Genomic DNA, 25,684 nt, shown 5'->3' on the forward strand with positions numbered 1-25,684 from the left:
AATAAAAAGGTCATAATCAGGTGTGCATCAATATATGATGGTGTACGCCTTTTTTTTATTAGAATAAATGGTGTGTATAGTGCGTGTGATAGGTCAGATTTACCGAAAAGGGGTAATATTCTGTTTATTTATTTGCATTGGGTTATTTATAGCGGATAAAACCAACCCTCTTCCTTTACCAAATATCAGTTCTTCTCGTGTCGTTTTGGCAGAGGATGGAACGCCATTATGGCGTTTTACCAATCAAAAAGGGGTCTGGCGTTATCCTGTTACCATCCAACAGGTTTCTCCATATTATATTCAGGCTTTGTTAGCCTATGAAGATCGGTGGTTTTATCATCATCCCGGCATTAATCCTGTCGCTTTGGGCAGGGCTTTTGGACAAGATATTTATCATCATCATATCGTATCGGGTGGTAGTACGCTCTCAATGCAGGTTGCCCGTATTGTTGATCCCTGTCCCCATACTTATTTGGGAAAAATTGGGCAGATTTTCCGTGCGTTGCAACTTGAATGGCATTTGAATAAAGAACAGATTCTAACCATTTATCTAAATCATGTATCTTATGGGGGAATGGTAGAGGGTATTGCGGCGGCAAGTTGGACATATCTTGGTAAACCACCGGATCAACTTACCAAAGGAGAGGCAGCCTTGCTGGCTGTTCTACCACAAGCGCCCAGCCGTTTACGACCAGATCGTTATCCTGAGCGTGCCAAGAAGGCCCGTGACAAAGTTCTGGAGCGGCTGGCTCAATTCAAGGTATGGTCAAAGAGGGATATTGAGGAAATTAAAGGGGAAAATGTTTTATTAAGTGAACGTCAGATACCACAATTGGCTCCCTTATTGGCGAGACGATTATCATTTCAGAACAAAGATGCAGTCATCCATAGCACTATCAATATAGATATGCAACGTCATTTGGAGGAACTTCTTGAAAATTGGAAAAACCGTTTGCCACCGCATAATTCCGCTGCCATTTTGGTGGTGGATTCAGCGACAATGCAGGTTAAGGCCTATCTCGGCTCTGTAGATTTACAGGATAAACAGCGTTTTGGTTATGTGGACATGGTAACCGCTATCCGTTCACCCGGTTCAATATTAAAGCCTTTTCTTTATGGGTTGGCCATGGATGAAGGGCTTATCCATTCTGAATCCTTATTGCAGGATGTACCAAGACAATCTGGTCATTATAGGCCAGAGGATTTTTCTTCTTCATTTGTTGGACCCGTTTCAGTAAGCCAGGCATTGCGAAGGTCACTTAATTTACCAGCTGTACAAGTGTTGGAAGTTTATGGAGCCAGAAAATTCTATGGCAAATTAACAGGTGCCGGCATTGGATTAAAACTACCTCAAATGGTTGAACCAAATTTGGCAATTATTCTTGGCGGGATTGGCACGTCTTTGGAAAATGTTGTTACAGCTTATAGCGCGTTCGCAAGAAAGGGGAAGGTTGCAATGTTACGTTTCAAGAATAATGGATCCATGAGTGAACGGCCATTATTGTCTGAAGGTTCAGCCTGGGTTATTCGGAAAATTCTGGAAGGTGAAAGTCCATTGGACAGTAATTTTGATCGGCAGATTTTTCAGCAGGATCATTTGGCATGGAAAACAGGGACAAGTTACGGATATAGGGATGCTTGGGCTGTTGGCGTTGGCGGACATCATATAATGGGGGTCTGGATTGGAAGACCTGATGGAACACCTGTGGCAGGCCAATATGGAATAGCTTCCGCAACCCCCTTATTATTTCAAGTATATGATATGGTCAGAAACCAAGCTTCACAGACGTTTTCATATAGTATTAAAGATCATGAGCCGGCAACAGTAAGCGTTGCACAGATATGTTGGCCATCTGGACAGATATTGCCTGATAGGGATCAAAATTGCCGACAAAAAAGGACCGCATGGATTATAAACCATATAGTTCCACCCACTTTGGAAATGGCCGATCAACCGTTAGGAACGGGTATCAGCCAAACGGTATGGATCAATGAACGAGGATTCCAAGTATCGTCTGATTGTCCAGGAGCCATTGAAAAAAAAATTGATCTGTGGCCAATCGCACTTGAACCTTGGTTGCCCCTTACAGAACAGCGTCACAATCGTCTGCCCACACAGGATTTATCCTGTCCCTCCTTATCTTTGATGGAATCTTCTTCCTTGTCCATTATAGGTGTAAAAAACGGAGACCATTTACAGTTGCCTCCCAGCAATATGCATCCGTTAACTTTAAAATTATCTGCCCTTGGGGGTACAAAGAAAAAATGGTGGTTCCTAAATGGTTATCTTATTCAGGAAACTGATGGAAATCAAAGCTTTGATCATGTTTTTCATAATCATGGAAAGCAACAATTGACGGTAATGGATGAAATGGGAAAAACGGCTCTTGCTGAATTTACGTTGAATTAAAGGCATGAATTCATAGGATATACTATCAGGTAAAAAATAAATGGATTCATTGACAATTTGAAATCATATTTATGGCCTTGGTATAGATCATCTTCATTCAAGAAAATATCTTGTATCTTTTTCTATAATCGTGGAAAACAATTGTTATACACAAGTAATAATTTCAAAGAGAATTATTGGATATGTATCCGAATCATTTTAAAAAAAACAAGGCATCCATTATTTCATTCCTGTTTTTAATTTTATGTTTTGTATTATTTTTATATGAAAATATAAAGGGTTTAGGTTTTTTAAGATTTACAGACGAATCAGGTCATTTTGTAGGTGCACAAGCCATTCATAGAGAGGACAAACTTTACAGGGACTATATAGATTATCATGGTCCCGTAATTTATATGCTGACATGGATGATGGGATTAATTGTTGGTTTCTCAGAAGTATGGCTGTTGAGACTTATTTCTTCGTTTAGCGCAATGCTAGTTGCCCTGTGTTTATTTTTTTCCCCAATTTTTCATCATTTTTGGCAACGTTATCTTGTAACCGCTTTGTGGTTTGGTTTCATTTCAAGTGTCTGGCTTATACAGGGTTTATATCTTGATAATTATTGGACATTAGGTGGGTGTTTTGCAGCTATTGGTTTGGTCACTCTTGTTATTCCCATTATTTATGACATAAAGCCGTCACGGATACAGGCCTTTACAGGAGGATTTTTTATCACGCTTTTGCCTTTTATTGCCTATCCTTTTGTAATAACCGCCTTTATTTTATTTCTTGTTGTTATCAATGGAATTTGTATAGATCATAGAAAATATGTTTCGATATTCGCGACAAGTTTGTCGGGGTGTTTGACATCTATCATTATGATGCTTGTCTGGTTAGGTATATATGGGGATATAGGTGGAATGGTTGCCTTTCATTTCATCACCAACCAAATGAATTATGCACGATACATTCCCTTCAATTTAAGCAATTTTTTTCTAAGTTTGATCCCATCTTTTTCCTCTAATCATATTGTTGAAACATTTGCTTTATTTTCGTTTTGTTTTGGGGGGATTATCCTGGTTGCAAAAGGAAAATATAAAATAAGTGCATGTCTTGTATTGTGCGGGATTCTGGGTTTGCAGGCTCGAGGAAGTATCCTGTTTCAAAATGGTGCTTTCCTTATTGCTTCTGTAACCTTAATAATCGTTGCTTTTGTAAAATCAACGGAAGTTAAGCCGGATATTTCCCTGTTTTTCTCTGTCATTTCAACTTTTTGCATCTTTTTTATCATTGATCAATATGCAGTAACCTCTCCCAATATTTTAGACAAGCGACAACGTAATGCCTATCAATGGCATGCCTTTCGTGAAGGATATAATGAAGACACGAAAGCAATTTGGTTTTACGTTGATAAAAACGAAAGAATATTATCTATACCTTATAATCCAGATATTTATATTTTGGCTAACCGTTTGCCCATAAAAAAATATCACGCTTATTTACCATGGGAGACAGACTACGCTTCACATCCTTGGCACCATTATGAACGGGACCTTTGTAAAGATTTGCCTAAAAATAAGCCACCACTTATTTATTATGATCCATCAATAATATGGGGCAAATATATGCCAGATCAGTTCTTGAGTTGCGTATTGATAGTTTTGAAAAATGATTATACCCATATTGCAACGGATTCTTACATTTATGTTCGTAATGATCGTTATAGGGAAAAAGGTAAAATAAATTAGTCGTGTATTGTTTAACCATATTAGGGGTATTAACCTAATATGGTTATATTGTTATATAGCGTCCGGGTGATTGCTGATTGTTGTTACGTTAATTGTAATTAAAAAGGTTTATCAACACCGGGTTGTTTGAGGCGGATAAAATAGGTCATGATTGCCGCACAATAATATAAGAAACCAAAAATTATGAAGACGCTAAAATGTCCCAATCCTGTAAAAAGAATGAGAGAAACCAAAGCGGGTCCGCCAAAATTGCTTAGACCACCACCAAGATTTTGGATGGATACGGCTGCCCCTTTATGTTCAGGTGTTAACATTGGAAAAATGGCTCCCATTGGAACAAAGGCTGTAATGGTCAGGGCAAAAAACAGGATTCCGCATATGCTAGCCCATATATTTCCGGGAAACCAGACCGGAATAAAATAAAGCAGGATGGTTGCCGTTCCACATCCTATAAATCCCGCCCATCGCATTTGCTTTAACCAACCAATACGATCGCCGATAATGCCCCATAGAACATTGGTAAAAGGTTGGATTGGATATATACTAAGGCTGATAATTTTCCATTGTTCATCCGTAAAATGTCCACCATGTTCAGACGTGTAGAAAATAGGCATTACGACCGCAAGAATACCAAAAAGGGAAAAGTTACAGATTGCACGGGTTATGAGTGCAATTGACAGATCACGATTATAAAAAACGAGTGAGAGATCTTGGATAATACCTTTAAATTTGTGTTTGAATGAATGAATCTGATGATTTTTCTTTTCTATAACGGGCGCCTTGAGAAGGAAAAAGGCGATTGCACCACCTGCAGTTGCCCAGCCTATGGATTGCCATAAAGTGTTGATCTCGCCAAAGTAACGGACAGAATAAATCGGTAACAAATTTCCGAGAATGCCAAACCCTATGGTGAACATGGACCAGATCCACCCCACCGCCGAGGCAAGCTGGCTATCAGGGGTTTCTTTTACAACCCAATAGAAAAATGCATAAAAGAATAAGGGATAAGCAAAACCGCGTAGACCATAGAATAGCAACATCATGTAATAGTTATGAGGTATAACTCCGAAAAGCATAAAGGCTGCGTGAAAAACAATCCATGTAATGGCACCAACCATCATGATTTTTTTTGCACCAAATGTTTCAGCTAGAACGCCAGAAAGCCAGCTTGAAATTGCAGCGGTTAACCCATAAGCAGCAAAAATAAGGCTGACTTTTTTTTCTGCGAATCCCAGTGTAACAATGTATTTGGAAAGGAAATTCAGTTCAAGACCGTCGCCAATCATGAAAAGGGCAATGGCAATATACCCCCAAAACAGAGAGACTGGCATTCCCATCATCATACGTGATTTTGTTTGGATATTATTCATAAGTAATCTTTGAGCATGATAAGTTTATAAAAAAAGCCCGAATTGAATTGATTTCGGGCTTTGTATCGGAATAAAATTCAGAAGAATCTTATTCGGGCATTTCAATTTGCAATTTTACATCAGCAGGTTGTGCTGATGCGGCCCGTTCAAAAGCCTCGATACTTTTTGAGAATGGATAAACTCCAGAAATTAATGGCTTGATATCAATCTTTCCAGAAGCAATCAGATTAATGGTCCGGTCATAAACATGTGCATATCGAAATATTGTTTCCATATGTATTTCCTTTGCTTGTGCAGTAACAAGATCAAAGGGGATCTTGTCAACGGGCATCCCTACAAATACTATGGTTCCACCAGGGCGGACACAGGCCAATACGGTATCATAAGCGGAGGGATGTCCTGAAGCCTCAAAAACGACATCTGCCCCCCAGTCTTTACCGCATTCCGCCTTGACTCTTTCCTCTACGGATTCATTTTTCAAATTAATTGGGATAATGCCATGATATTGTTTGGCAATATCCAGTTTGGGTTGAGCAAGATCAGAGATGAAAACCTTGCTTGCGCCAGAGGCAAGTGCGGCAAGTGCGGTCAGAATGCCAATTGGACCACATCCTGTCACTAAACAGATATCGCCAGGTTTTAATCGGGCTTTTACGGCAGCCTGAACGCCAATGGCAAGAGGTTCAACAAAGGCACCTTCCTCGAAAGATACGTTGTCGGGCAGTTTAAATGTAAAAGCAGCGGGATGTACTACCGTTTCCGTTAAGCATCCATGAACGGGTGGGGTTGCCCAGAACACGACGTCAGGATCAACATTGTAAATACCGAGTTTTGTTGCGCGTGAGTGTGGATTGGGTATGCCGGGCTCCATACATACACGATCCCCAACCTTTAAATTTTCAACATTTTTGCCTGTCTTAATAACAATACCGGAAGCCTCGTGCCCGAGCACCATTGGTTGATTTATGATAAAAGGGCCAATTTTTCCATGTGTGTAGTAATGTACATCACTTCCACAAATACCAACATTACGTATTTTTATTTTAACGTCATTATCCCCTACTGTAGAGGGTAAATCAATGTTACGGATACTTAATTTGCCTTTTTCTTCAAGTACAAGAGCTTGAGCCATGAAATGTTCCTTACTGGAATAAATATATAAAATACACAATTATGTTACCAATATTCCGTAAGTATGAAAAATAACAAATGTGTTATTTCAAAGTAATTTCATTCTATTTATAAAAGATTGAAATAGCAATTTTTAATAAAAAAATATTTGTTCGTAATTATAAATAGTTTTATTGTTATTACAGTTCAGTAGTTTATATAACTATTACATTTAATTGGATAATGACAGAAATATTTTATTTATTTTTTTGTCATTTTGTTTAAATAAAAAATCCAAGAAAAGAGTTCGATGATGATTAAACAAATATCAGGTAACAAAACGTTAAAGATTGGAATCATTGGTACTGGAGCTATTGGTCAGGATCATATCAAACGATGTACGAACTTTTTATCAGGAGTCGAGGTTGTTGCTGTCAGTGACATTGATAAAAAATCTGCACAGAATGCCATTTCCACATATGGATTGGATGCTAAAGCATATGAATCAGGGAACGATTTGATTCAAGCGAAAGAGGTGGATGCAATTATCATTGCCTCTTCAGGTAAAACCCATGCGGAATATATATTGTCTGGCATTGAGGCAAAAAAATTCATTTTTTGTGAAAAGCCGCTGGCAACGACAATCGAGGAATGTCAAGCGATCATCGAGACTGAGCAAACATATGGAAAACGTTTAGTTCAGGTTGGATTTATGCGCTCTTATGATCGGCGATATCAAGAACTGAAAAAAATCATTCAAGATAAAAAATTAGGCCAGATCCTGATGATACATGCGGCACATAGGAATCAGGAGTGTCCAGAGAATTTTACATCTGAAATGGTTATAACGGATACCTTAATTCATGAACTGGATATATTTCGTTGGTTGTTGAACGATGAATTTGTTACCGTAAGTATGATTCCAATCCGTAAAACATTAAAAGCGCCAAAAGGCTTGCAGGATCCTCAGTTTGCACTTTTGGAAACCCAATCAGGAATCAGAATTAATGTGGAATTATTTGTAAACTGTCAATATGGTTACGATATCAAATGTGAAATTGTGGGTGAAGAAGGTGTGGCCAGCTTACCCGCTCCTGCTGCTGTTTCAATATGCCAGCATGAAAAACGGTATGATCAAATTTTGGCAAATTGGCAGGATTGGTTTTTGGAAGCCTATAATATTGAAATACAGGAATTCATTAATGAATGTCTGGTTGGAAAATTACAAGGTCCGGATGCATGGCGGGGATATATGGCGACTTATGTGGCCGAATTCTGTATTGAATCTCAGAAAAAAGGTCAGGAAATTGCAATACCCGTCTTGAAATGTCCCGATTTTTATAGGTCTGATAATAAAATTGAGTAAATTTGTAACAAATTGGAATATATTTAAGTATAGAATCTAAATCATGATTATTTTTAATAGATAATGAGGAAATGATGAATGCTGTAAAACAGAATTATGGGGATGGTAAATTGGTTTGCTATAAAACTTTGCCAATATGGAATGTAAAAACTTTACCAAAATCTTTCAAGGAATGCCATAATACAAAAGAGGGTGTCTGGGCAAAATTAAAGATATTATCAGGATCTTTGGTAATGGAATTTTTGAATGATAAAAAAGAAATTGAGAAAGAAAGTGAATATTCAGTTGTGCATCAACCTGAAATGATAAAGCCACGCCAATATCATAAAATCGCTTCCTGCAGTGAGGATATGACCTGTCAGTTATCTTTTTATACAGTTTCGTCAAATGATTGATACGAGGATCTCCTGTTCCATAGACTTTTAATCGATACCAATTAATAGTCTATGGAATTATGTAGGATTACTCGGAAATTGCTTTATCTTCGTAATACGCAATTCTTTTTACCTTAGGCTCTGATCTACCTTTTTCATATTCAGAATCAAGCCAGGCCTGAAGGATTGTTTTTGCCAGTTCTTCACCGATAACACGGGCACCCAATGTGATGATTTGTGCATCATTGCTTTTTCTGGCCCGTTCGGCGGAATAGGTATCATGGCATTGAGCCGCACGAATGCCGGGTATCTTATTTGCAACAATTGCCATTCCTATTCCAGTGCCACAAATCAAAATCCCTCTTTCATGTTTGCCGGACTTGATTGCCTGTCCTACAGACCAGGCAATATCCGGATACAGATTTGAATCGCGATTGGAATCGCTACTGTAGTCTGTCACTTCAATATTGTTGGATTGAAGCCAGTCTACGATTTTATTTTTTAAGTCAACAGCAGCATCATCGCAGCCGATAGCAATAGAAGGCATTTTTATATTCCTTAAAATTTTTTAAAATATTTCATTGTATTGGTGTATTAAAATATTTTTAAAGATTCCCATTTATGGCATGTATTTTATAAAGTTTTTCACCAATAAATATACAAGTAATTTAGATTAAAAGATCACAAGAAGTTTATTTGTTTTTGAATATATTCTGGCTGATCATCATAGTAAACATTACAGATGAGCAGAGAAAAATGATGGAAAAAAACGGTAAATCTTCTATTACGAAAATAGATAATATTCCCAAGACAATGAAAGCAATTGTTGCTTATGCGCCACATGATTACCGTTTGGAAGAGGTTCCTGTACCACAAATTGGTTCTGAAGAAATTCTTGTTAAAGTAGAGGCATGTGGAATTTGCGCTGGGGATACCAAAGCATTTGATGGGGCGCCAAGTTTTTGGGGGGATGAAAAGCAACCTGCCTATATTAAGGCTCCTATGATACCCGGTCATGAATTTATTGGGCATGTTGTTGCCTATGGCGATAAAATCAAAGATTTCAAACTGAATGACCGTATTATTTCCGAACAAATTGTTCCTTGTTGGGAATGCCGTTTCTGTAAACGTGGTGAATACTGGATGTGTGAAAAACACGATCTTTACGGTTTTCAAAACAACGTTAATGGCGGCATGGCAGAATATATAAAATTGCCTAAAGAAGCGATTAACTATCATTTGCCAGATGATCTTCCCATGAAACAGGCTGTTCTGGTTGAACCATATGCCTGTTCATTACATGCCGTGCAACGTGCAAGCGTTAAGTTGGGAGATTTTGTGGTACTATCTGGTGCGGGCACTCTGGGTTTAGGTATGATTGGTGCATTGAAAAAATCCGGTCCCGACAAACTGGTTGTTCTTGATTTGAATGATGATCGTTTAGCATTGGCTAAGAAATTCGGTGCTGATATCGTGATGAATCCAGCCCGTGAAGATGTCGTTAAGAAAATCAAGGATATGACCGAAGGATATGGTTGCGATATTTATATTGAAGCTACGGGTGCAGGCAAATCAGTAGAACAGGGTCTGTCAATGATTCGCAAACTTGGTCGTTTTGTTGAATTTTCTGTATTCAAAGATCCGGTATCGGTTGACTGGAGTATCATTAGCGATCGTAAGGAGTTGGATGTCTTGGGATCACATTTGGGTCCTTATTGCTATCCCATGGTGATCAAGGGAATACAAAATGGCGATTTTCCAACGGAGGGCGTTGTAACGCATGTTTTCCCATTAAAGGATTTTAAGGAAGCTTTTGACATAATGAAAAAAGGAGTGGGTTCTTTAAAGGTCGTACTCGATCCAAATTTATAATTTATTGAATTTTAGCCATCTAATTATTTGAAAGTAATTTATTTACTAAGAGGGAGGCCTGCGCGTGAACAAAGTCATAGAGAGACTTTTCATTTCTCCAAAATTGATGTTGGGTTATTTTGGAGTATTAATTTTCATGGCTGGTGAAGGGCTGGAACAGAACTGGTTGTCTCCCTTTTTACAACAGCATGGTCTAACTGCACATCAGGCTTCTACCATTTTCACGGTTTATGGATTGATGGTTGCCATTTCATCATGGCTTTCAGGTGTTTTGGCAGAGATTTTCGGGGTTCGGAAAGTAATGACCATTGGACTTGTCCTTTTTTTTGTAGGGTCATTTCTTTTTTTGGTTTTTGGTATTCCAACTTATAATTTTAGCGTTATATTGCCTACCTATGCAGTGCGGGGACTTGCTTATCCTCTATTCGCTTATGGTTTTCTAGTTTCAGTTGCATATGAGGCTCCCCGTGAACGGTTGGGAGGTGCTGTCGGTATGTTCTGGCTTGTTTATGCAGGTGGGATTTCCGTTCTGGGAACTGGCTATTCAAATATTATGCTTTATTATTTCCACATGGAAAACCTTCATTTATTGTGGACGGCATTGATTTTTGTTGCTGTAGGTGCTGTTATTGCACTGAGTCTAAGTGGAAAAAAATCTGCACAAAATAATTATCCAGAAGATGATGAAACCCATTCATTAAAACATTTGTTAAAAGGTTTAACGATTGTTTATGAAAAACCAAAAGTGGGGATTGGTGGTCTTGTTCGGATGATTAATACAAGTGCCGCATACGGTTTTTCAGTTTTTATGCCAACTTTTTTATTCGGTATGGGATATGCTGAAAATGCGTGGCTTGAGGTTGCCGTGTATTTATGGATGGGTAATGTTGTATTCAATCTTATCTTTGGGGCCGCAAGTGACAAATTGGGGTGGCGTAACGTTGTTATGTGGTTTGGCTGTATAGGCTGTGCATTGAGCGTTATGGCATATACCTATTGCATTTCTATTCATGCGGATCTTTTCACCATAAAAATATGCGCCGCTGTATATGGTGCATTGCTTGCAGCATTTGTTCCGTTATCAGCCATTATGCCAAATCTTGCCCCTGAAAATAAGGGTGCGGCCATGTCAATTCTTAATTTTGGTGCAGGAATGAGTTACTTTTTTGGTTATGCAATTGTCATGCTTTTTCAAGGGATCATTGGTAATTTCGGGGTGATGTATATTTATATCGGGCTCTATTTTGTTGCTGCAGCATTAATGATTTTTGTCAAGGTTCAACAATATAAAAATGAAACAATTGATCGAGAAGTTGGTGTGGCAATAGAAGAAACATTATAGCCTATTAAGGAGAGATTTATGTCAACAAATCAAATGTTTGATTTATCAGGTAAAACTGCACTTGTTACCGGGGGGGCTGCCGGTATTGGAAACGAGATTGTTCGGACTTTTTTACAAAAAGGTGTAAAGGTAGCGTTGTTGGACCGACTTGATACCATTGACCAAGTTGCAAAAAATCTAGGTCCAGATAATGCTATTGGTATCCAGGTTGACGTAACGAATAAAAAACAGGTTGATCAGGCAGTAAAAAAAGTTGTTGATCATTTTGGTCGTATAGATATTGCTGTAAATTGTGCGGGTGTTGCTTTGCTTGATGCAGCTGAAACGCTCAGTGAGGAAATGTGGAATGCGACTATTAATATTAATTTAACTGGTACCTATTGGGTTGCCCAGGCAGTGGGAAACGTGATGTTAAAACAAAAGAGTGGATCCATTATTAATATGGCTTCACAGGCGGGGGTTATCGCCTTGCAAAAACATGCTGCTTATTGTGCCAGCAAGGCAGGTGTTATTGGATTGACACATGTATTGGCATTGGAATGGGGACCTCATGGGATCAATGTTAATGCGATTTCTCCAACCGTTGTTTTGACGGAACTTGGGAAAAAAGCATGGGCAGGTAAAGTTGGTGAGGATATGAAGGCACAAATTCCCATGCGCCGTTTTGCTGAACCCGAACAGATTGCCGCTGCAGCTGTTTATCTTGCCAGCTCTGAAGCATCTATTGTGAATGGTGCTAATTTAGTCATTGATGGTGGATTTACCATTCAATAAAAAGAAATAAAAAATAATGAGAATAAATAATGACAATGAACAGAATTATTAATGATCCAGATTTAGTCGTTGAAGATGCAATCGAGGGATATGTCGTCGCCCATCCAGAATTTTTTGAAAAAACGGATAATTCTAGAGTTCTAAAATATTCAGGTTCAGAAAAAAAAGGTAAAGTTGGCATTATTACAGGTGGCGGTTCCGGTCATGAACCAGCCTTTCTGGGATATGTGGGTAAAAATATGGTTGATGCGGTTGCAATTGGGGAAATTTTTTCTTCTCCCACTGCTGGTGCATTTTTGGATGCGATGAAAGCCGCAGATTCAGGTGCTGGTGTTGCTTGTTTATATGGCAATTATGCTGGCGATAATATGAATGTCAAGATGGCAATAAAGAAGGCCACAGCCGCTGGTATTACAGTCAAAACAGTTGTTGCCAATGATGATGTCGCTTCCGCACCGGCCAGTGAAATAGAGAAACGCCGCGGTGTTGCGGGTGAAATCCTTATGTGGAAAATTGGTGGGGCTGCCGCTGCCGAAGGATATGATCTTGATGGTGTTATTGCCGCTGCCCAAAAAGCAATAAATAACTGTCGTTCAATTGGGGTTGGCTTGAGTTCTTGTACTATTCCTGCAGTTGGAAAACCAAATTTCCATATTGAAAAAGGAACAATGGAATTGGGTATTGGCCATCATGGTGAACCTGGAATCAAGGTTGTTCCTATAGAAACGGCAAAAGAGATGGCGGAAACCATGCTTCATCCAATCATGGAGGAAGGTCTTTTTGAACCCGGATCTGAAGTGGTCGTGCTGGTTTCCGGCCTTGGAGCAACACCTGTTATGGAGCTTTATATCTATTATGCAGAGGTTGAACGTCTTTTGAAGGCTAAAAATGTCAAGATCCATCGCTGTTATGTAGGAAATTATTTTACTTCTCTTGAAATGATGGGTGTGACGCTTTCCGTTATGAAATTAGATGCGGAATTAAAAAAACTGATTGATGTTCCTGCACGTTCTTTGGGTTTGGTACAGGAGTAAATGGCATGACAGAAGTGGCTAAGATTGAAAATGGTACCGAGATTGTTGATGATCTAATCAGCTGTATCGTGAATAACCGTGATTATTTAAGTGAGATTGACGGTGCGATCGGTGATGGTGATCATGGGATCAATATGGCAAAGGGATTTAACATTTGCAAACATCGTATTGATGGGAAAAATCTATCATTGTCAGAAGCCTTTGAAATATTAAGTGATTCCCTGATGGAGGGGATTGGTGGTTCAATGGGGCCTTTATATGGCAGTATTTTTGCTGGATGGGCTGAGGCAATTCAAGGTAAAAATACCTTGAATTCAAATGAATTCAAGGAAATGCTTTCAAAAGGGTTGCATGAATTACAGGAAATTAGTTCTGCCAAACAGGGTGATAAATGTTTGGTTGATACTTTAATGCCTGCAATTGAAGGATTCAAAAAAGCGAATGAATCCGGAAAAACATTTCATGAAGCTTTGATTATTATGAAACAGGCAGCACATGATGGTAAGGAATCCACCCGCAATCTTGTTGCAAAAATAGGTCGTGCCAGTCGTTTGGGTGAACGTTCAAAAGGCATTTTGGATGCTGGTGCAACTTCTTGCTGTTTGCTGTTAACGCAACTTGCGGACAGTATTTCGAAAAGAATTTCCTAAATTTTAAAAAAATAAAATACAAGTTATATACATTATCGATTTATCGATAATGTATATAACCTTTTTTTAAAAGTTGACCGTAGATCTCAATCCAAAAATGGCGGCATTTGGAATTTTCTTTTTACTATTTTCCTCAAGATTTAATCCTCCACCGGAACGGAAGACATATTGAAAATCAGGTTTTAGCTCTAGCCATGATGTGGCCTGTATTTGCCAGGCGAGCTCGATATGATGTTCTGTTTTTCGAACACACCAGTATGGATCCGCAAAATTGCGGTAATCACGGTCATAATGTCTGGCACGGTTGCCAGTATGGGCAAATCCCCAGCCAAAACCTAGGGAATCATGTTCCCGATTGAGAAGTCCCTTATAGACAATCCCTGCATCTCCTGCATAATTGATGGGGCTGCGGTCAGTTGGGCTGATTTGCATTCTTCCAAATATGCCAAGAGATTCTTTTTTGTTTCCCGGGTTTCTCCATATCATTTGATCCATAATTCCATAAACTGACCAGGTGTGGCGATGGTTGAGCATTGTTTGGGGATTGTCCGGATTTCCTAATGGATCCCCATCCCTGTTATAACGTTGATCCGGGAATTTTGAACTATCAAAATAGGCTCCCAACCGATAAGTTCCAGGATAAGCTGTATATTTTTCATCATCTTCATTGCCAGGATTCAGATGATATTGAATTTCATTGGTTATGAATACCCCGGTAGTAAAATTGAAATGTGTTCCTGATTGATGCTTGGAATACGGATCACAGGTAAATGGTCCGGATGGATTGCAAAAAGAAACATTGTTGGGATTACTGTCCGCAACTGCAAAAAGGTCCGTCCAGTGATCATTGGGTTGAAAACTGAAACGGATTGCAGGAGAGGCAACGGGATAGTCAATTCCTCCACTATAGGTATTGACTGATGGAATCATGGGCCATCCAAAAGAGGAGTTAATGAATAGCGTTGCATAATCGCTGATGTTAAACTCTTGGTCCAAACTTAATTTCCCGATGCGAATGGTCATTTTATTATCGAAAAACCCCTGTTGATACCATAGTTCCCATAGGCGTGTCGAGCGATCGCCTTCCCAACCACTGGTAGAGTTATAGGCTCCTATATTTTCTGCCGTAAAAGCCCGTCCTCGAAGTTGCAGGGCGCTAATGTTAAAAAGACCATTCTTAATTCCTGTCACTTTCTCGGGATCCCAGTTCAAGGTAACTGTGGTCAAACCTGTATAGGCAGCACCCTGCTTGATCCCCCCATAAGGATTTCCCCATACCTCATTGACATCCACCAGGGTGAGGGTCAGACCATATTGTGCCATAAGGGAACGTAATCCCAAAATATTTCCCAATAACATATCGTTGTTTTCGGGTGCCTGACCTGTATCCTTATCAAGGATTGTGGCTGGTGGAGGGGATTTTTTTACCGGGGTTGCACCGCTAATATTTGTTGATGGAGATGCGCCCTGATTAACAATAGGGGAATTTCCAACCGCATATGCAGAATGTTGATTAATCAGCGCTTGATATATAACAAAATTAATTAAAACAATTTTGGATAAATCATTTTTTTTTGAAAAAAAAAGCTGGGAATAGGGATGAGACATTATAACACACCTCATTTCAAATGATTGTTACTAATATAAATTTTAAGTTAATCTTATTTATTTTGTATTGTCAATTAGTTGATATTATTGTGCTTATGACCTGTATCAGGATTTGACATTCTTTTTCTGTGCCAATTGTTATCCTAAGCCAGTTTTGAATGCGTGGAAGATTAAAATGTCTTACCAAAATCTTATTTTTTCTTAACTGAATTGCAAGTTTTTCACCAGATATCTCGGGATGAGATGTAAAAACAAAATTTGATTTTGAATCGAGAGTTGTGAATCCTAATTCAGAAAGGGCGTTGATCAGGTAATCTCTGTTTTTGATAATCTGTCGGGCATTATTAACAGACCATTGAATGTCTTTTACTGATGCAATCGCACCAATTTGTGCCAATCGATCTAAGGGATATGAATTAAAACTGTCCTTTACACGTTTAATACCCTCAATTAATTGTGTGTTTCCAATTGCATAACCAACCCGTAATCCTGCAAAGGCGTGAAATTTCGAGAAAGTTCGAACAACAAGAAGATTTTGAAATTGATTGATAAGGGGAATGACCGATTTTCCACCAAAATCTATATAGGCTTCATCGATAATAACAATTTGTTCAGGGTGTGTTTCAAGGTAATGCCGGATTGTCTCCTGGTCAATCAGCAAGCCAGTTGGAGCGTTGGGGTTGGCAATGACGATCCCGCAAGCATCTTCTGCATCATATTGTTCAAGGTCAATCTTGAAATTTCCGGTTAAGGGAATGGTTTTATAGTCAATATTGAAAAGATTGCAGTAAACAGGGTAAAAACTATAGGTTATATCTGGAAAGAGAACAGGTTTTTCATGTTTTAATAAGGCATGAAAGGCAAATCCAAGCACCTCATCAGAGCCATTGCCGACGAAAACCTGGTCTGGTTGGACATGGTGCAAATCAGCCAAGGATTGACAAAGGGCCTGGGATGTAGGATCGGGATACAATTTTAATAAATTGTTGGTATTTGCCTGTATGGCTTTTAATACGCTGGGGGATATATCATACGCATTTTCATTTGTATTAAGTTTGATAAGATTATTTACCTTGGGTTGTTCCCCAGGTGTGTAAGGAACTAAATTTTTGACAAAAGAACTCCAATAACGATTTTGCATAAGGATATACCTATTTAAAAAATTATGAAATTTAAATGTTTTGATAGTTTTCAAGTAAGTATATTAGATGTTTATTTCCTTGTTGTTCTGCAAGTTTTAAGGGTGTAATGCCTTCCCCATCGGCGTGCAGAGGGTTCGCCCCGGCTTTTAATAAAATTTCAGTCATGTCGTTTCGGTTAAAAAGGATTGCAAACATCAAAGGTGTGCGTCCTAGATTATTGGGAATATCAACTGAGGCACCAGCCTTAATTAAAAGATTGGCCATTTCAACATGATCTTTGAAAGCTACGCCCATTAAAGCCGTTGCACCTGTTTTATCCTGCAGATTAGGATTTGCCCCGCTTTTTAATAGGAAAGCCGTTGCATCATGATGATTATTGTAGGTGGTTAAGATGAGAGGAGTATAGCCTTTTTCATTCTGATGATTGATATTCATACCCGCGGCGATGAATTCTTCAAGCAAAGGAAGTGAACCTTCTCTAGCAGAATTGAAATAAAGCGTTTCTATTTCCTGTGAAGTGAATTCGGGGGAAGAACTAGAATCAAGAGAAGATGAAACCGTCATGGTATTGCCATATTATTGAGAGTTAATGAACAAAAATCTGGTTTTTATTTTATAGTGCCGCGTATAAAAAAGAAAGATCAAGAAAAATAAGATTTCTTTTATAGGAGAAAGTTTTATAAAAGTGTATGATTTTAATATAATTTAATATAATCGATAAAATTGATTACAGATAAAATGTTTTATTAATTGAACATTTGGCAGGGGTCAGAATTTATCGGAATATTAACAATTCGATCTTAAGTTAATTGATAGCTTTGTAGGATAAAATTTTTGTAATTTGAACAATCGATTTTTTTTCCTTTTTTATTGGGTGATATAAATTGATTTAAAAAAAACGATTAAATTTATGATTAACGAAGTTATTTTAAAAGTTGTTTGATGGAGAGACTTGAATGAATATGGATAAGGTATGTATTAATACCATTCGTGGACTTGCAATTGATCAAGTGCAGAAAGCTAACTCTGGTCATCCAGGTACGCCGCTTGACTTGGCACCCGCGACATATGCCTTATGGAATAATATTTTAAATTATGATCCTGCGAATCCATTGTGGCCGGCCCGCGATCGTTTTGTTTTGTCAGGTGGTCATGCCTGTTCCCTTTTATATGCCATGATTCATTTAAGCGGTATTAAGGAAGTGACACGTCAAGGTAAAGTGGAAAACAAACCAGCCTTAACCCTTGAAGATTTAAGTCAATTCAGACAGCTCAATTCAAAAACGCCCGGTCATCCAGAGTATTTGCATACCACCGGAATTGAAACCACAACAGGACCTTTAGCTCAAGGGATTGCAACGTCTGTGGGGATGGCGATTGCCCAGGAATGGTTTGCTGCACGTTATAATCGACCAGAATTTCCATTGTTCGATTATTATGTCTATGCTTTTTGCGGTGATGGTGATCTTATGGAGGGGATTTCCTATGAGGCGGCCTCTCTTGCAGGACATTTGAAGTTAGGTAACCTTATCTGGGTATATGATCGGAACCGTATTACGATCGAGGGCAATATCAATATTGCCTTTACAGAAAATGTTGAAAAACGTTTTGAAGCTGCAGGATGGAAAATCTATCATGTGAAAGATGGTAACGATATCGATGATTTCCAAAATAAGATTAATCAAGCGCGTCAAAATAAAGACATGCCAAGTTTCATCGTCATTGATAGTGTTATCGGGTATGGGTCTCCTAATAAAGCGGGAAAATCAGTAGCGCATGGTGAACCGCTTGGGGTGGAAGAAGTTAAAGCGACCAAAAAGAATCTTGGTTTGCCTGAAGACAAAGATTTCTTTGTCCCTGATGGTGTAATGGATCATTTTAAAGCCAATATTGGTAAAAGAGGGGCTGCAGCCTATCAAAAATGGCATACGCTGTTTGCGGATTATAAGGTAAAATATCCCGAGTTGGGTCAAGAGATCGAGGATATTTTAAATCATCGCCTACCAAAGGGATGGGACAAGGATATTCCAATTTTTGCGCCTGATGCCAAAGGGGTTGCATCGCGGGCCAGCTCAGGAAAGGTATTGAATGCCATTGCGAAGAATGTGCCCTGGTTAATCGGTGGATCTGCAGATCTTGCCCCCTCTAATAAAAGCAATCTGGATTTTGAAGGGGCCGGGGTTTTTCAGAATCCTGCTTATGGCGGTACATATGATGGACGGAATTTTCATTTTGGCGTTCGTGAACATGCCATGGGGGCAATTGTCAACGGAATGGCCTTAAGCGGTTTGCGTTCGTATGCCGCAGGATTTTTCATTTTTTCTGACTATATGAAAAATCCCATCCGTTTGTCTGCATTGATGCATTTGCCGGTCATATATATTTTTACGCATGATAGTATCGGGGTTGGTGAGGACGGTCCGACACATCAGCCAGTTGAGCAGTTGGTTCACTTTAGGGCAACGCCTAATCTTGTTGTTTTTCGTCCCGCCGATGCAAACGAGGTTGTCGAGGCATGGAAATATGCGATGCAGGAAAATTCTAAACCAGTCATTCTGGCATTAAGTCGTCAGAATTTGCCAACAATTGACCGCCATCAATATGCTTCGGCAGAAGGGCTTAAAAAGGGTGCTTATGTTATTGCGGATTGTGAAGGTAAGCCAGACTTGATTCTCATGGCGACAGGAAGCGAGGTTGGTTTGATTATGGAAGCTTATCAGGTTTTAACAAAATCCGGAAAAAAGATTCGGGTTGTTTCAATGCCCTCATGGGAACTTTTTGAAGAACAGTCCAAGTCTTATCGTGATCAGGTTTTGCCTCCTGATATAACAGCACGTGTCGCGGTTGAACAGGGATCTCCCATTGGATGGGATCGTTATGCTGGAACAAACGGTGCAATCATCGCTATGCGTGGTTTTGGTGCCTCTGCTCCCTATAGTGATCTACAGAAAAAATTCGGGTTTACTCTTGAAGCTGTTTTACAAGCGGCACAGGAACAATTGACAAGGTAAATGTTGTGAATCCTTCTTAATTTATTAAGAAGGATTTTTTGTCGCAGCATATTTAAGGAAAGAAATAGAAATGGTTGAAAACCCTCTCATTAAATTAGAAAAGTATAAACAATCACCTTGGCTAGATTTTATCCAGCGTTCATTTACACAAAGCGGTGGGTTAAAAAAACTGGTTGATGAAGATGGATTAAAGGGCGTTACTTCCAACCCTTCAATTTTTGAAAAGGCAATGGGGCATGGCACTGACTACGATGAACAATTTAAACAACTGATTTCTTCGGGAATCACCGATGTTGTTACCTTATATGAAACAATGGCGATTGATGATATCCGTGCGGCCTGTTCAGTATTGTATCCTGTATGGGAAAAAACCCATGGGCTGGATGGATATGTCAGTTTGGAGGTTTCTCCATATATCGCTATGGACGGGCATGCAACATTGGAAGACGCACGCCGATTATGGAAAAGGGTTGCTGAAAAGAATCTTATGATCAAGATTCCAGCAACAGCACCTTGTATTGCCGCTATTGAAGGGGCCATTGCCGAGGGAATCAATGTTAATGTAACTTTACTATTTTCCTTGGATATGTACAAACAGGTTCTTGAAGCGTATATCAAGGGGCTTGAAGCGCATCTTACCAAGGGTCATCATATTGCGCATATTGCCAGTGTGGCCTCTTTCTTTATTAGTCGTATTGATACGGCCATTGATAAGCAAATTGATCAAAGGATCGCCGCAGGGGATAAGGAAAGCGGTGCATTAAAAGCTATTCGTGGCAAGGTTGCCATTGCAAATGCAAAACTTGCTTATCAGCATTATCTTGAAGTGATGCAAAGTGACCGATGGAAAAAACTTGAGGCTGCAGGAGCGAAACCCCAACGTTTATTATGGGCCAGTACAAGTTGCAAGGATAAGACATTTCCAGACACTATTTATGTTGATCAACTGATTGGTAGGGATACTGTCAATACAATTCCACCTGCCACCATGGATGCTTTTAGAGATCATGGTACTGTGGCTGACACCCTGGAACAAAATATTGATGAAGCTAAAAAGATTCTGGCTGAGGCTGAACATTTGAACCTTGATTTAAAAAAAGTTACGGATCAGTTGTTGGAAGACGGTGTTAATTCATTTGCCGACGCTTTTGATCAATTATTGGGTTCTGTTGGTGAAAAGCAGATGATATTACAGGGGAATAAGCTAACTCATTTGCAGTCTGATTTACCCTCAGATTATGAAACCGCTGTAAAAACTGGTCTGGATAAATGGCGTAAGAATGGCACAGTCCGCAAACTGTGGGATCGTGAATCTTCTGTCTGGACGGGAAAGGATGAGAATAAATGGCTCGGTTGGCTTGATATTGTTGATCAACAGGTTGAAAATCTTGCTGAACTGGAGGAATTCCAAAAAGAAGTCAGGAATAGAGGTTTTACCGATATCCTTTTACTAGGTATGGGCGGATCAAGTCTTGGTCCTGAAGTTCTGGGAGAGGTTTTTGGACATCAGGCTGGTTTTCCGCGTCTTCATGTCCTGGATAGCACTGATCCACAGCAAGTGCACAGCTTCCAGCAGAAAGTGACAATTGCGACAACCCTGTTTATTGTTTCTTCGAAATCAGGCAGCACTCTGGAGCCTAATATTCTTAAGGCGTATTTTTTCAATGAAGCCAAAAAGGTGCTGGGTGACAAAGTGGGACAGCATTTTGTTGCGGTCACTGATCCGGGTTCCCATATGGAAGATGTGGCCAAGCAGGATGGTTTCTGGAAAATCTTTTACGGCTTGAAATCAATCGGTGGGCGTTATTCCGTTTTATCTAATTTTGGAATTGTTCCCGCAGCCGCGGCGGGATTGCCTTTACAGGAAATCCTGTATTCGGCCCAACGAATGGAAAAAGCCTGTTCTGCAGGATCTCCACCGGCACAAAATCCGGGAGTTCAACTCGGGACAATTTTCGGGGTTGGTGTTGCTGAATTCAAACGGGATAAATTTACAATCATAGCCTCACCTGATATTGGCTCCTTAGGTTCATGGCTTGAGCAACTTTTGGCAGAATCAACGGGTAAGGTTGGTAAAGGAATCATTCCTATAGATGAGGAAACCTTGACTGTACCATCTGTCTATGGAAAGGATCGTCTATTTATCTATTTACGGTTGGAGAATAAGATTGATCCTCAACAGGAAAAAGCAATTGCTGAATTAAAAGCGGCTCAACAGCCTGTTGTGACAATAAATCTACATGATAAAGCACAGATTGTTCAGACTTTTTTCCAAACAGAATTTGCAACCGCTGTGGCGGGTGCCTTCATTGGAATTAATCCTTTTGATCAACCCGATGTTGAAGCCAGTAAGATTGAAACCAAGAAAATTACAACTGCTTATAATGAAAAAGGATCTCTTCCCGCTATTACCCCAATCGTTCAAGAGCAAGGGTTTGATCTTTATGCAGGTAAGGTTGAAATTGCAAAATTAAAAGGTCTTTCCACAATCTCCGAAGCCTTGAAAAACTTTTTCAATGAAATTGCTGCAGGGAATTATGTTGCTGTTTTGGCCTATATTGAACGTGATTTGGCAACACGGGAGTGGATCCAGAAATTACGTCTGGCTATAAGAGACAAGAAAAAGGTTGCAACAGCGGCTGAATTCGGTCCCCGGTTTTTGCATTCAACTGGACAGGCTTATAAGGGTGGACCCAATAGTGGTGTATTTTTACAGATCACTGCCGATGATGATCATGATTTGCCTGTTCCCGGTGAAAAATACACATTTGGAATTGTAAAGGAAGCACAAGCTCGTGGTGATTTCGACGTATTATCGGAACGGGATAGAAGGGTTATCCGTATTCATGTAAAAGGGGATATGAAAGTTGGATTGGATAAATTAAGCCAATCAATTTTAAATATTCTGTAGATTAATCAACGTTTATATCTTACGATTACCGCAAGATATAAACTTATTGTGATGAAAATGGAGAAATTAACTATGAAACTAGGTATGTATGGCTTGGGCAGAATGGGTGGTAACATGGCAATTCGTTTGGCTCGTCATGGTCATGAAGTTGTTCTGTTAAATCGTACGCGCAGCAAAAGTGAGGAAATTCATAATCAAGCTCCTAAAAGTACCATTGTCGATGATTTGAAATCTTTGGTAGAAGCATTGCCTTCCCCAAAAATTGTTTGGATTATGCTGCCTTGTGGTGCAGTGACAGAACAGGCAATCAAAAGTCTTGGAGATATGTTAAATAAAGGGGATATCGTTATTGACGGTGGAAACACGTTCTATAAAGATGACATACGTCGTGCAAAAATGCTGGAAGCAAAAGGTATTCACTATGTTGATGTTGGAACTTCCGGTGGCGTTTGGGGCCTGGAACGTGGATATTGCATGATGTATGGTGGCAGTAAGGAAGCTGTTGACCATATTGATCCGATTTTGGACTCTTTGGCTCCTGGAATGGGCGATATTCCACGTACAAAGGGACGTAATGCCAATTTGAATCCCCGTGCGGAAAAAGGTTATCTTCATTGTGGTCCCGCAGGTTCTGGACATTTTGTCAAAATGGTTCATAACGGTATTGAATACGGTATGATGCAGGCCTATGCAGAAGGGTTTGATATCATGCGTACCAAAGGATCAGATCGTTTACCCGAAGATGAACGTTTTGATTTGAATATGGCAGATATTGCAGAAGTATGGCGTCGTGGCAGCGTTATTCCGTCGTGGTTGTTGGATTTATGTGCGGATGCGCTTGCAAAGGATGGTACTCTTGCAGGTTTTAAAGGTGATGTTGCAGATACGGGAGAAGGGCGCTGGACCATTGAAGCCGCAATTGAAGAGGCTGTTCCTGCCCCCGTTATAACTTCCGCTTTATTCACCCGTTTTCGTTCCCGTTCAGGAAATACGTTTGGCGAAAAGATGTTGTCAGCAATGCGTTTTGGTTTTGGTGGCCATGTAGAAAAGAAATAATATAAATTTTCTAATTTTATTGGAAAAGGCCTTAATCGTGAGGATTAAGGCTTTTTTTTTATAAATTTTATACAAAATATATAAGGAATATATGGAGTTAGTGAAATAAATCAAATTTATTTTACTAACATTACGTTAAACAAAATTCGCTATTGAATGGTTTATGACATAATAATTTTCTAACAACATACATAAGCATAATGGTTTTTCATAAAGATTATAAAAATCTACAAGATATAATTTAAGGGTATCATCTAATGGGAACAAAACATCACGATATGAGTCCGGTCATTGATATGACTCAACAACAGTTTGGTGGGCCGGTAAGGAAATTATATCCTGTTTATAATCGCCATTTACCACCATGTAATTATGCTTGTCCCGCCGGTGAGGATATACAAGGGTGGCTTTCCCTTGCTCAAGAGGGAAAGTTTAGAGAGGCTTGGGAACATATTCTTGATAATAATCCCATGCCTGCAGTTCACGGGCGGGCATGTTATCATCCATGTGAAGGTTCATGTAATCGTAAAGAATTGGATGGATCTGTCACCATTCACGCTGTTGAACGGTTTTTGGGGGATATGGCTAATGACCGGGGATGGCAAGTTTCCGTTGCGGATAATCCTAATCGTAAACGTATTTTAATTGTTGGAGCTGGACCTGGGGGGTTATCTGCAGCTTATCATTTGTGTCGTATGGGGCATGAAGTTGTAATACGTGAGGCTTTTCCTGAACCTGGAGGCATGATGCGTTATGGCATTCCCGCTTATCGTTTACCGAGAGATATTCTAAAGCTTGATATTTATCGGATTGAACAGATGGGGGTCAAGATCAGATGTAATGATCCAGTGAGGGACTTATTGAAAGAAAAGCAGGAGGAACGGTTTGATGCGGTCTTTTTGGCAATAGGGGCTACAAAACCAAGTTTGTTAAATATTCCAATTGATAAGGAAGCGCATCTTTTGTCAGCCATAGAGTTTTTGGGTGATGTCAGTGCTGGGAAAAATCCAAAAATCGGTAAAAACGTTTTGGTCTATGGAGCCGGAAATACAGCGATGGATGCCGCTCGAACAGCCTTTCGTGCAGGGGCGCAAAAAGTAACGGTTATTTTCTTTTGGGATCGTTCGCATATGGAGGCGCATCAATTTGAGATTAAGGATGCAGAGGCAGAAGGTACTCAATTTAAATGTATGAGGACAATTGATTCTGTTTTTAAAGACAGGTCAATTTTACGGAAAATGATCATTGGCCAGGATGCTCGTCCGGAACCATCCGAGGAGATGGAGGAAATACAGATGGATACCGTTATTATGGCATTGGGACAGCAACCTGATAATCATTTTTTGCAAAATATTGAAGGAATAGAATTTGATTCAAAGGGGACTCTGGTTATTGATGCCCAGATGATGACTGGGGTTTCTGGCATATTTGCGGGCGGGGATGCTATTGACGGTCCTCGAAGTATCACGAATGCTGTGGGTTCTGGTAAAAAGGCTGCTCGGTTCATTAATGCTTGGCTGGATAATAAACCCTTTATTGTATCCCCAAAAAATCCGATTACCTATTATACGGATTTACATCTTCCCTTATTGGAGGATACACCTCAGATCCTACAAAAGGAATTGCCTGTTGAAAAGCGTGTTGGATTTACGGAAACATTAATCGGTTTTAATGAAAAGGAAGCTCTGTATGAAGCCAAACGCTGTCTTTCCTGTGGAAATTGCTATGAGTGTGATAACTGTCTGGCAGCTTGTCCAGAGGATGCTTTAACCAAAGCCGGAGTGGGAAAAGGGTATTTACTGGATATGGATCGTTGCACGGGATGTGCGGTCTGTTTTGAATCCTGTCCATGCCAAGCAATTGATATGACAGCTGAAAATATCTAAATATATTAATATTACATGCAGATAACGTCTCAAGAGAG

General features: G+C 39.5%; 19 protein-coding genes. 13 read left to right on the top strand and 6 right to left on the bottom strand.

Features of this window, described 5'->3' with window-relative positions:
- Positions 1-79 precede the first annotated feature (79 nt).
- Together pbpC and GM552_RS08900 are read left to right on the top strand one after the other, a co-directional pair.
- Positions 80-2,410, top strand: a complete 2,331-nt coding sequence (pbpC, locus tag GM552_RS00425) for a peptidoglycan glycosyltransferase PbpC (RefSeq protein ID WP_196424807.1) — start codon at positions 80-82, stop codon at positions 2,408-2,410.
- Between the two features lie 182 nt (positions 2,411-2,592).
- Positions 2,593-4,140 carry a hypothetical protein gene (locus tag GM552_RS08900; RefSeq protein WP_230882711.1) on the top strand — a complete coding sequence of 516 codons (1,548 nt, stop codon included), beginning with the start codon at positions 2,593-2,595 and terminating at the stop codon, positions 4,138-4,140.
- Between the two features lie 98 nt (positions 4,141-4,238).
- On the opposite strand, the gene GM552_RS00440 is transcribed toward GM552_RS08900, so the two are convergent.
- Together GM552_RS00440 and GM552_RS00445 are read right to left on the bottom strand one after the other, a co-directional pair.
- The gene (locus tag GM552_RS00440) at positions 4,239-5,510 is read right to left on the bottom strand and encodes an MFS transporter (RefSeq protein WP_230882712.1); all 1,272 of its coding nucleotides are present in this window, start codon (positions 5,508-5,510) and stop codon (positions 4,239-4,241) included.
- An 88-nt stretch (positions 5,511-5,598) separates the two neighbouring features.
- Positions 5,599-6,642: an NAD(P)-dependent alcohol dehydrogenase gene (locus tag GM552_RS00445; RefSeq protein ID WP_155564797.1), complete on the bottom strand. Its 1,044-nt coding sequence runs from the start codon at positions 6,640-6,642 to the stop codon at positions 5,599-5,601.
- Between the two features lie 288 nt (positions 6,643-6,930).
- Here GM552_RS00445 and GM552_RS00450 point away from each other — a divergent pair, with 288 nt between their 5' ends.
- Positions 6,931-7,986 (top strand): Gfo/Idh/MocA family protein, encoded by a 1,056-nt coding sequence (locus GM552_RS00450; protein WP_196424808.1) that lies wholly within the window; start codon positions 6,931-6,933, stop codon positions 7,984-7,986.
- A 71-nt stretch (positions 7,987-8,057) separates the two neighbouring features.
- Complete coding sequence (locus tag GM552_RS00455; RefSeq protein WP_155564798.1) at positions 8,058-8,381, top strand: DUF1971 domain-containing protein; 324 nt, start codon at positions 8,058-8,060, stop codon at positions 8,379-8,381.
- 67 nt (positions 8,382-8,448) lie between these two features.
- Here the strand turns inward: GM552_RS00455 and rpiB are convergent, their stop codons facing one another.
- The gene (rpiB, locus tag GM552_RS00460; protein ID WP_155564799.1) at positions 8,449-8,907 is read right to left on the bottom strand and encodes a ribose 5-phosphate isomerase B; all 459 of its coding nucleotides are present in this window, start codon (positions 8,905-8,907) and stop codon (positions 8,449-8,451) included.
- A 209-nt stretch (positions 8,908-9,116) separates the two neighbouring features.
- Between rpiB and GM552_RS00465 the strand changes: the two genes are divergently transcribed.
- From GM552_RS00465 to dhaL, 5 genes are all read left to right on the top strand, one after another.
- Positions 9,117-10,232 carry an alcohol dehydrogenase catalytic domain-containing protein gene (locus GM552_RS00465; RefSeq protein WP_155564800.1) on the top strand — a complete coding sequence of 372 codons (1,116 nt, stop codon included), beginning with the start codon at positions 9,117-9,119 and terminating at the stop codon, positions 10,230-10,232.
- Between the two features lie 64 nt (positions 10,233-10,296).
- Positions 10,297-11,574, top strand: a complete 1,278-nt coding sequence (locus GM552_RS00470; protein WP_231504039.1) for an MFS transporter — start codon at positions 10,297-10,299, stop codon at positions 11,572-11,574.
- Between the two features lie 18 nt (positions 11,575-11,592).
- The gene (locus tag GM552_RS00475) at positions 11,593-12,348 is read left to right on the top strand and encodes an SDR family oxidoreductase (protein WP_155564801.1); all 756 of its coding nucleotides are present in this window, start codon (positions 11,593-11,595) and stop codon (positions 12,346-12,348) included.
- Between the two features lie 29 nt (positions 12,349-12,377).
- On the top strand, positions 12,378-13,382 hold the full coding sequence (locus GM552_RS00480) for a dihydroxyacetone kinase subunit DhaK (RefSeq protein WP_230880972.1): 1,005 nt from the start codon (positions 12,378-12,380) through the stop codon (positions 13,380-13,382).
- A 5-nt stretch (positions 13,383-13,387) separates the two neighbouring features.
- Positions 13,388-14,032, top strand: coding sequence for a dihydroxyacetone kinase subunit DhaL (dhaL, locus tag GM552_RS00485; protein ID WP_155564803.1), 645 nt, complete (start codon positions 13,388-13,390; stop codon positions 14,030-14,032).
- A gap of 66 nt (positions 14,033-14,098) precedes the next feature.
- On the opposite strand, the gene GM552_RS00490 is transcribed toward dhaL, so the two are convergent.
- From GM552_RS00490 to GM552_RS00500, 3 genes are all read right to left on the bottom strand, one after another.
- Complete coding sequence (locus GM552_RS00490; RefSeq protein WP_155564804.1) at positions 14,099-15,640, bottom strand: carbohydrate porin; 1,542 nt, start codon at positions 15,638-15,640, stop codon at positions 14,099-14,101.
- Between the two features lie 70 nt (positions 15,641-15,710).
- Entirely contained in the window at positions 15,711-16,781 is a 1,071-nt protein-coding gene (gene hisC, locus GM552_RS00495) for a histidinol-phosphate transaminase (RefSeq protein WP_155564805.1), read from the bottom strand.
- Between the two features lie 31 nt (positions 16,782-16,812).
- Positions 16,813-17,346, bottom strand: coding sequence for an ankyrin repeat domain-containing protein (locus GM552_RS00500; protein WP_155564806.1), 534 nt, complete (start codon positions 17,344-17,346; stop codon positions 16,813-16,815).
- A gap of 392 nt (positions 17,347-17,738) precedes the next feature.
- On the opposite strand from GM552_RS00500, the gene tkt reads away from it, so the two are divergent.
- The 4 genes from tkt to GM552_RS00520 all read left to right on the top strand — a co-directional run bounded on the left by tkt (position 17,739) and on the right by GM552_RS00520 (position 25,646).
- The gene (gene tkt / locus GM552_RS00505; protein ID WP_155564807.1) at positions 17,739-19,793 is read left to right on the top strand and encodes a transketolase; all 2,055 of its coding nucleotides are present in this window, start codon (positions 17,739-17,741) and stop codon (positions 19,791-19,793) included.
- Positions 19,794-19,863: 70 nt separating this feature from the next.
- Complete coding sequence (locus GM552_RS00510; protein WP_155564808.1) at positions 19,864-22,704, top strand: bifunctional transaldolase/phosoglucose isomerase; 2,841 nt, start codon at positions 19,864-19,866, stop codon at positions 22,702-22,704.
- Between the two features lie 72 nt (positions 22,705-22,776).
- Entirely contained in the window at positions 22,777-23,760 is a 984-nt protein-coding gene (gnd, locus tag GM552_RS00515; RefSeq protein WP_155564809.1) for a phosphogluconate dehydrogenase (NAD(+)-dependent, decarboxylating), read from the top strand.
- 257 nt (positions 23,761-24,017) lie between these two features.
- Entirely contained in the window at positions 24,018-25,646 is a 1,629-nt protein-coding gene (locus GM552_RS00520; RefSeq protein ID WP_155564810.1) for an NAD(P)-binding protein, read from the top strand.
- The last annotated feature ends 38 nt before the right edge of the window (positions 25,647-25,684 follow it).

This window comes from Commensalibacter sp. ESL0382, assembly GCF_009725775.1.
Taxonomy (GTDB): Bacteria; Pseudomonadota; Alphaproteobacteria; order Acetobacterales; family Acetobacteraceae; genus Commensalibacter; species Commensalibacter melissae.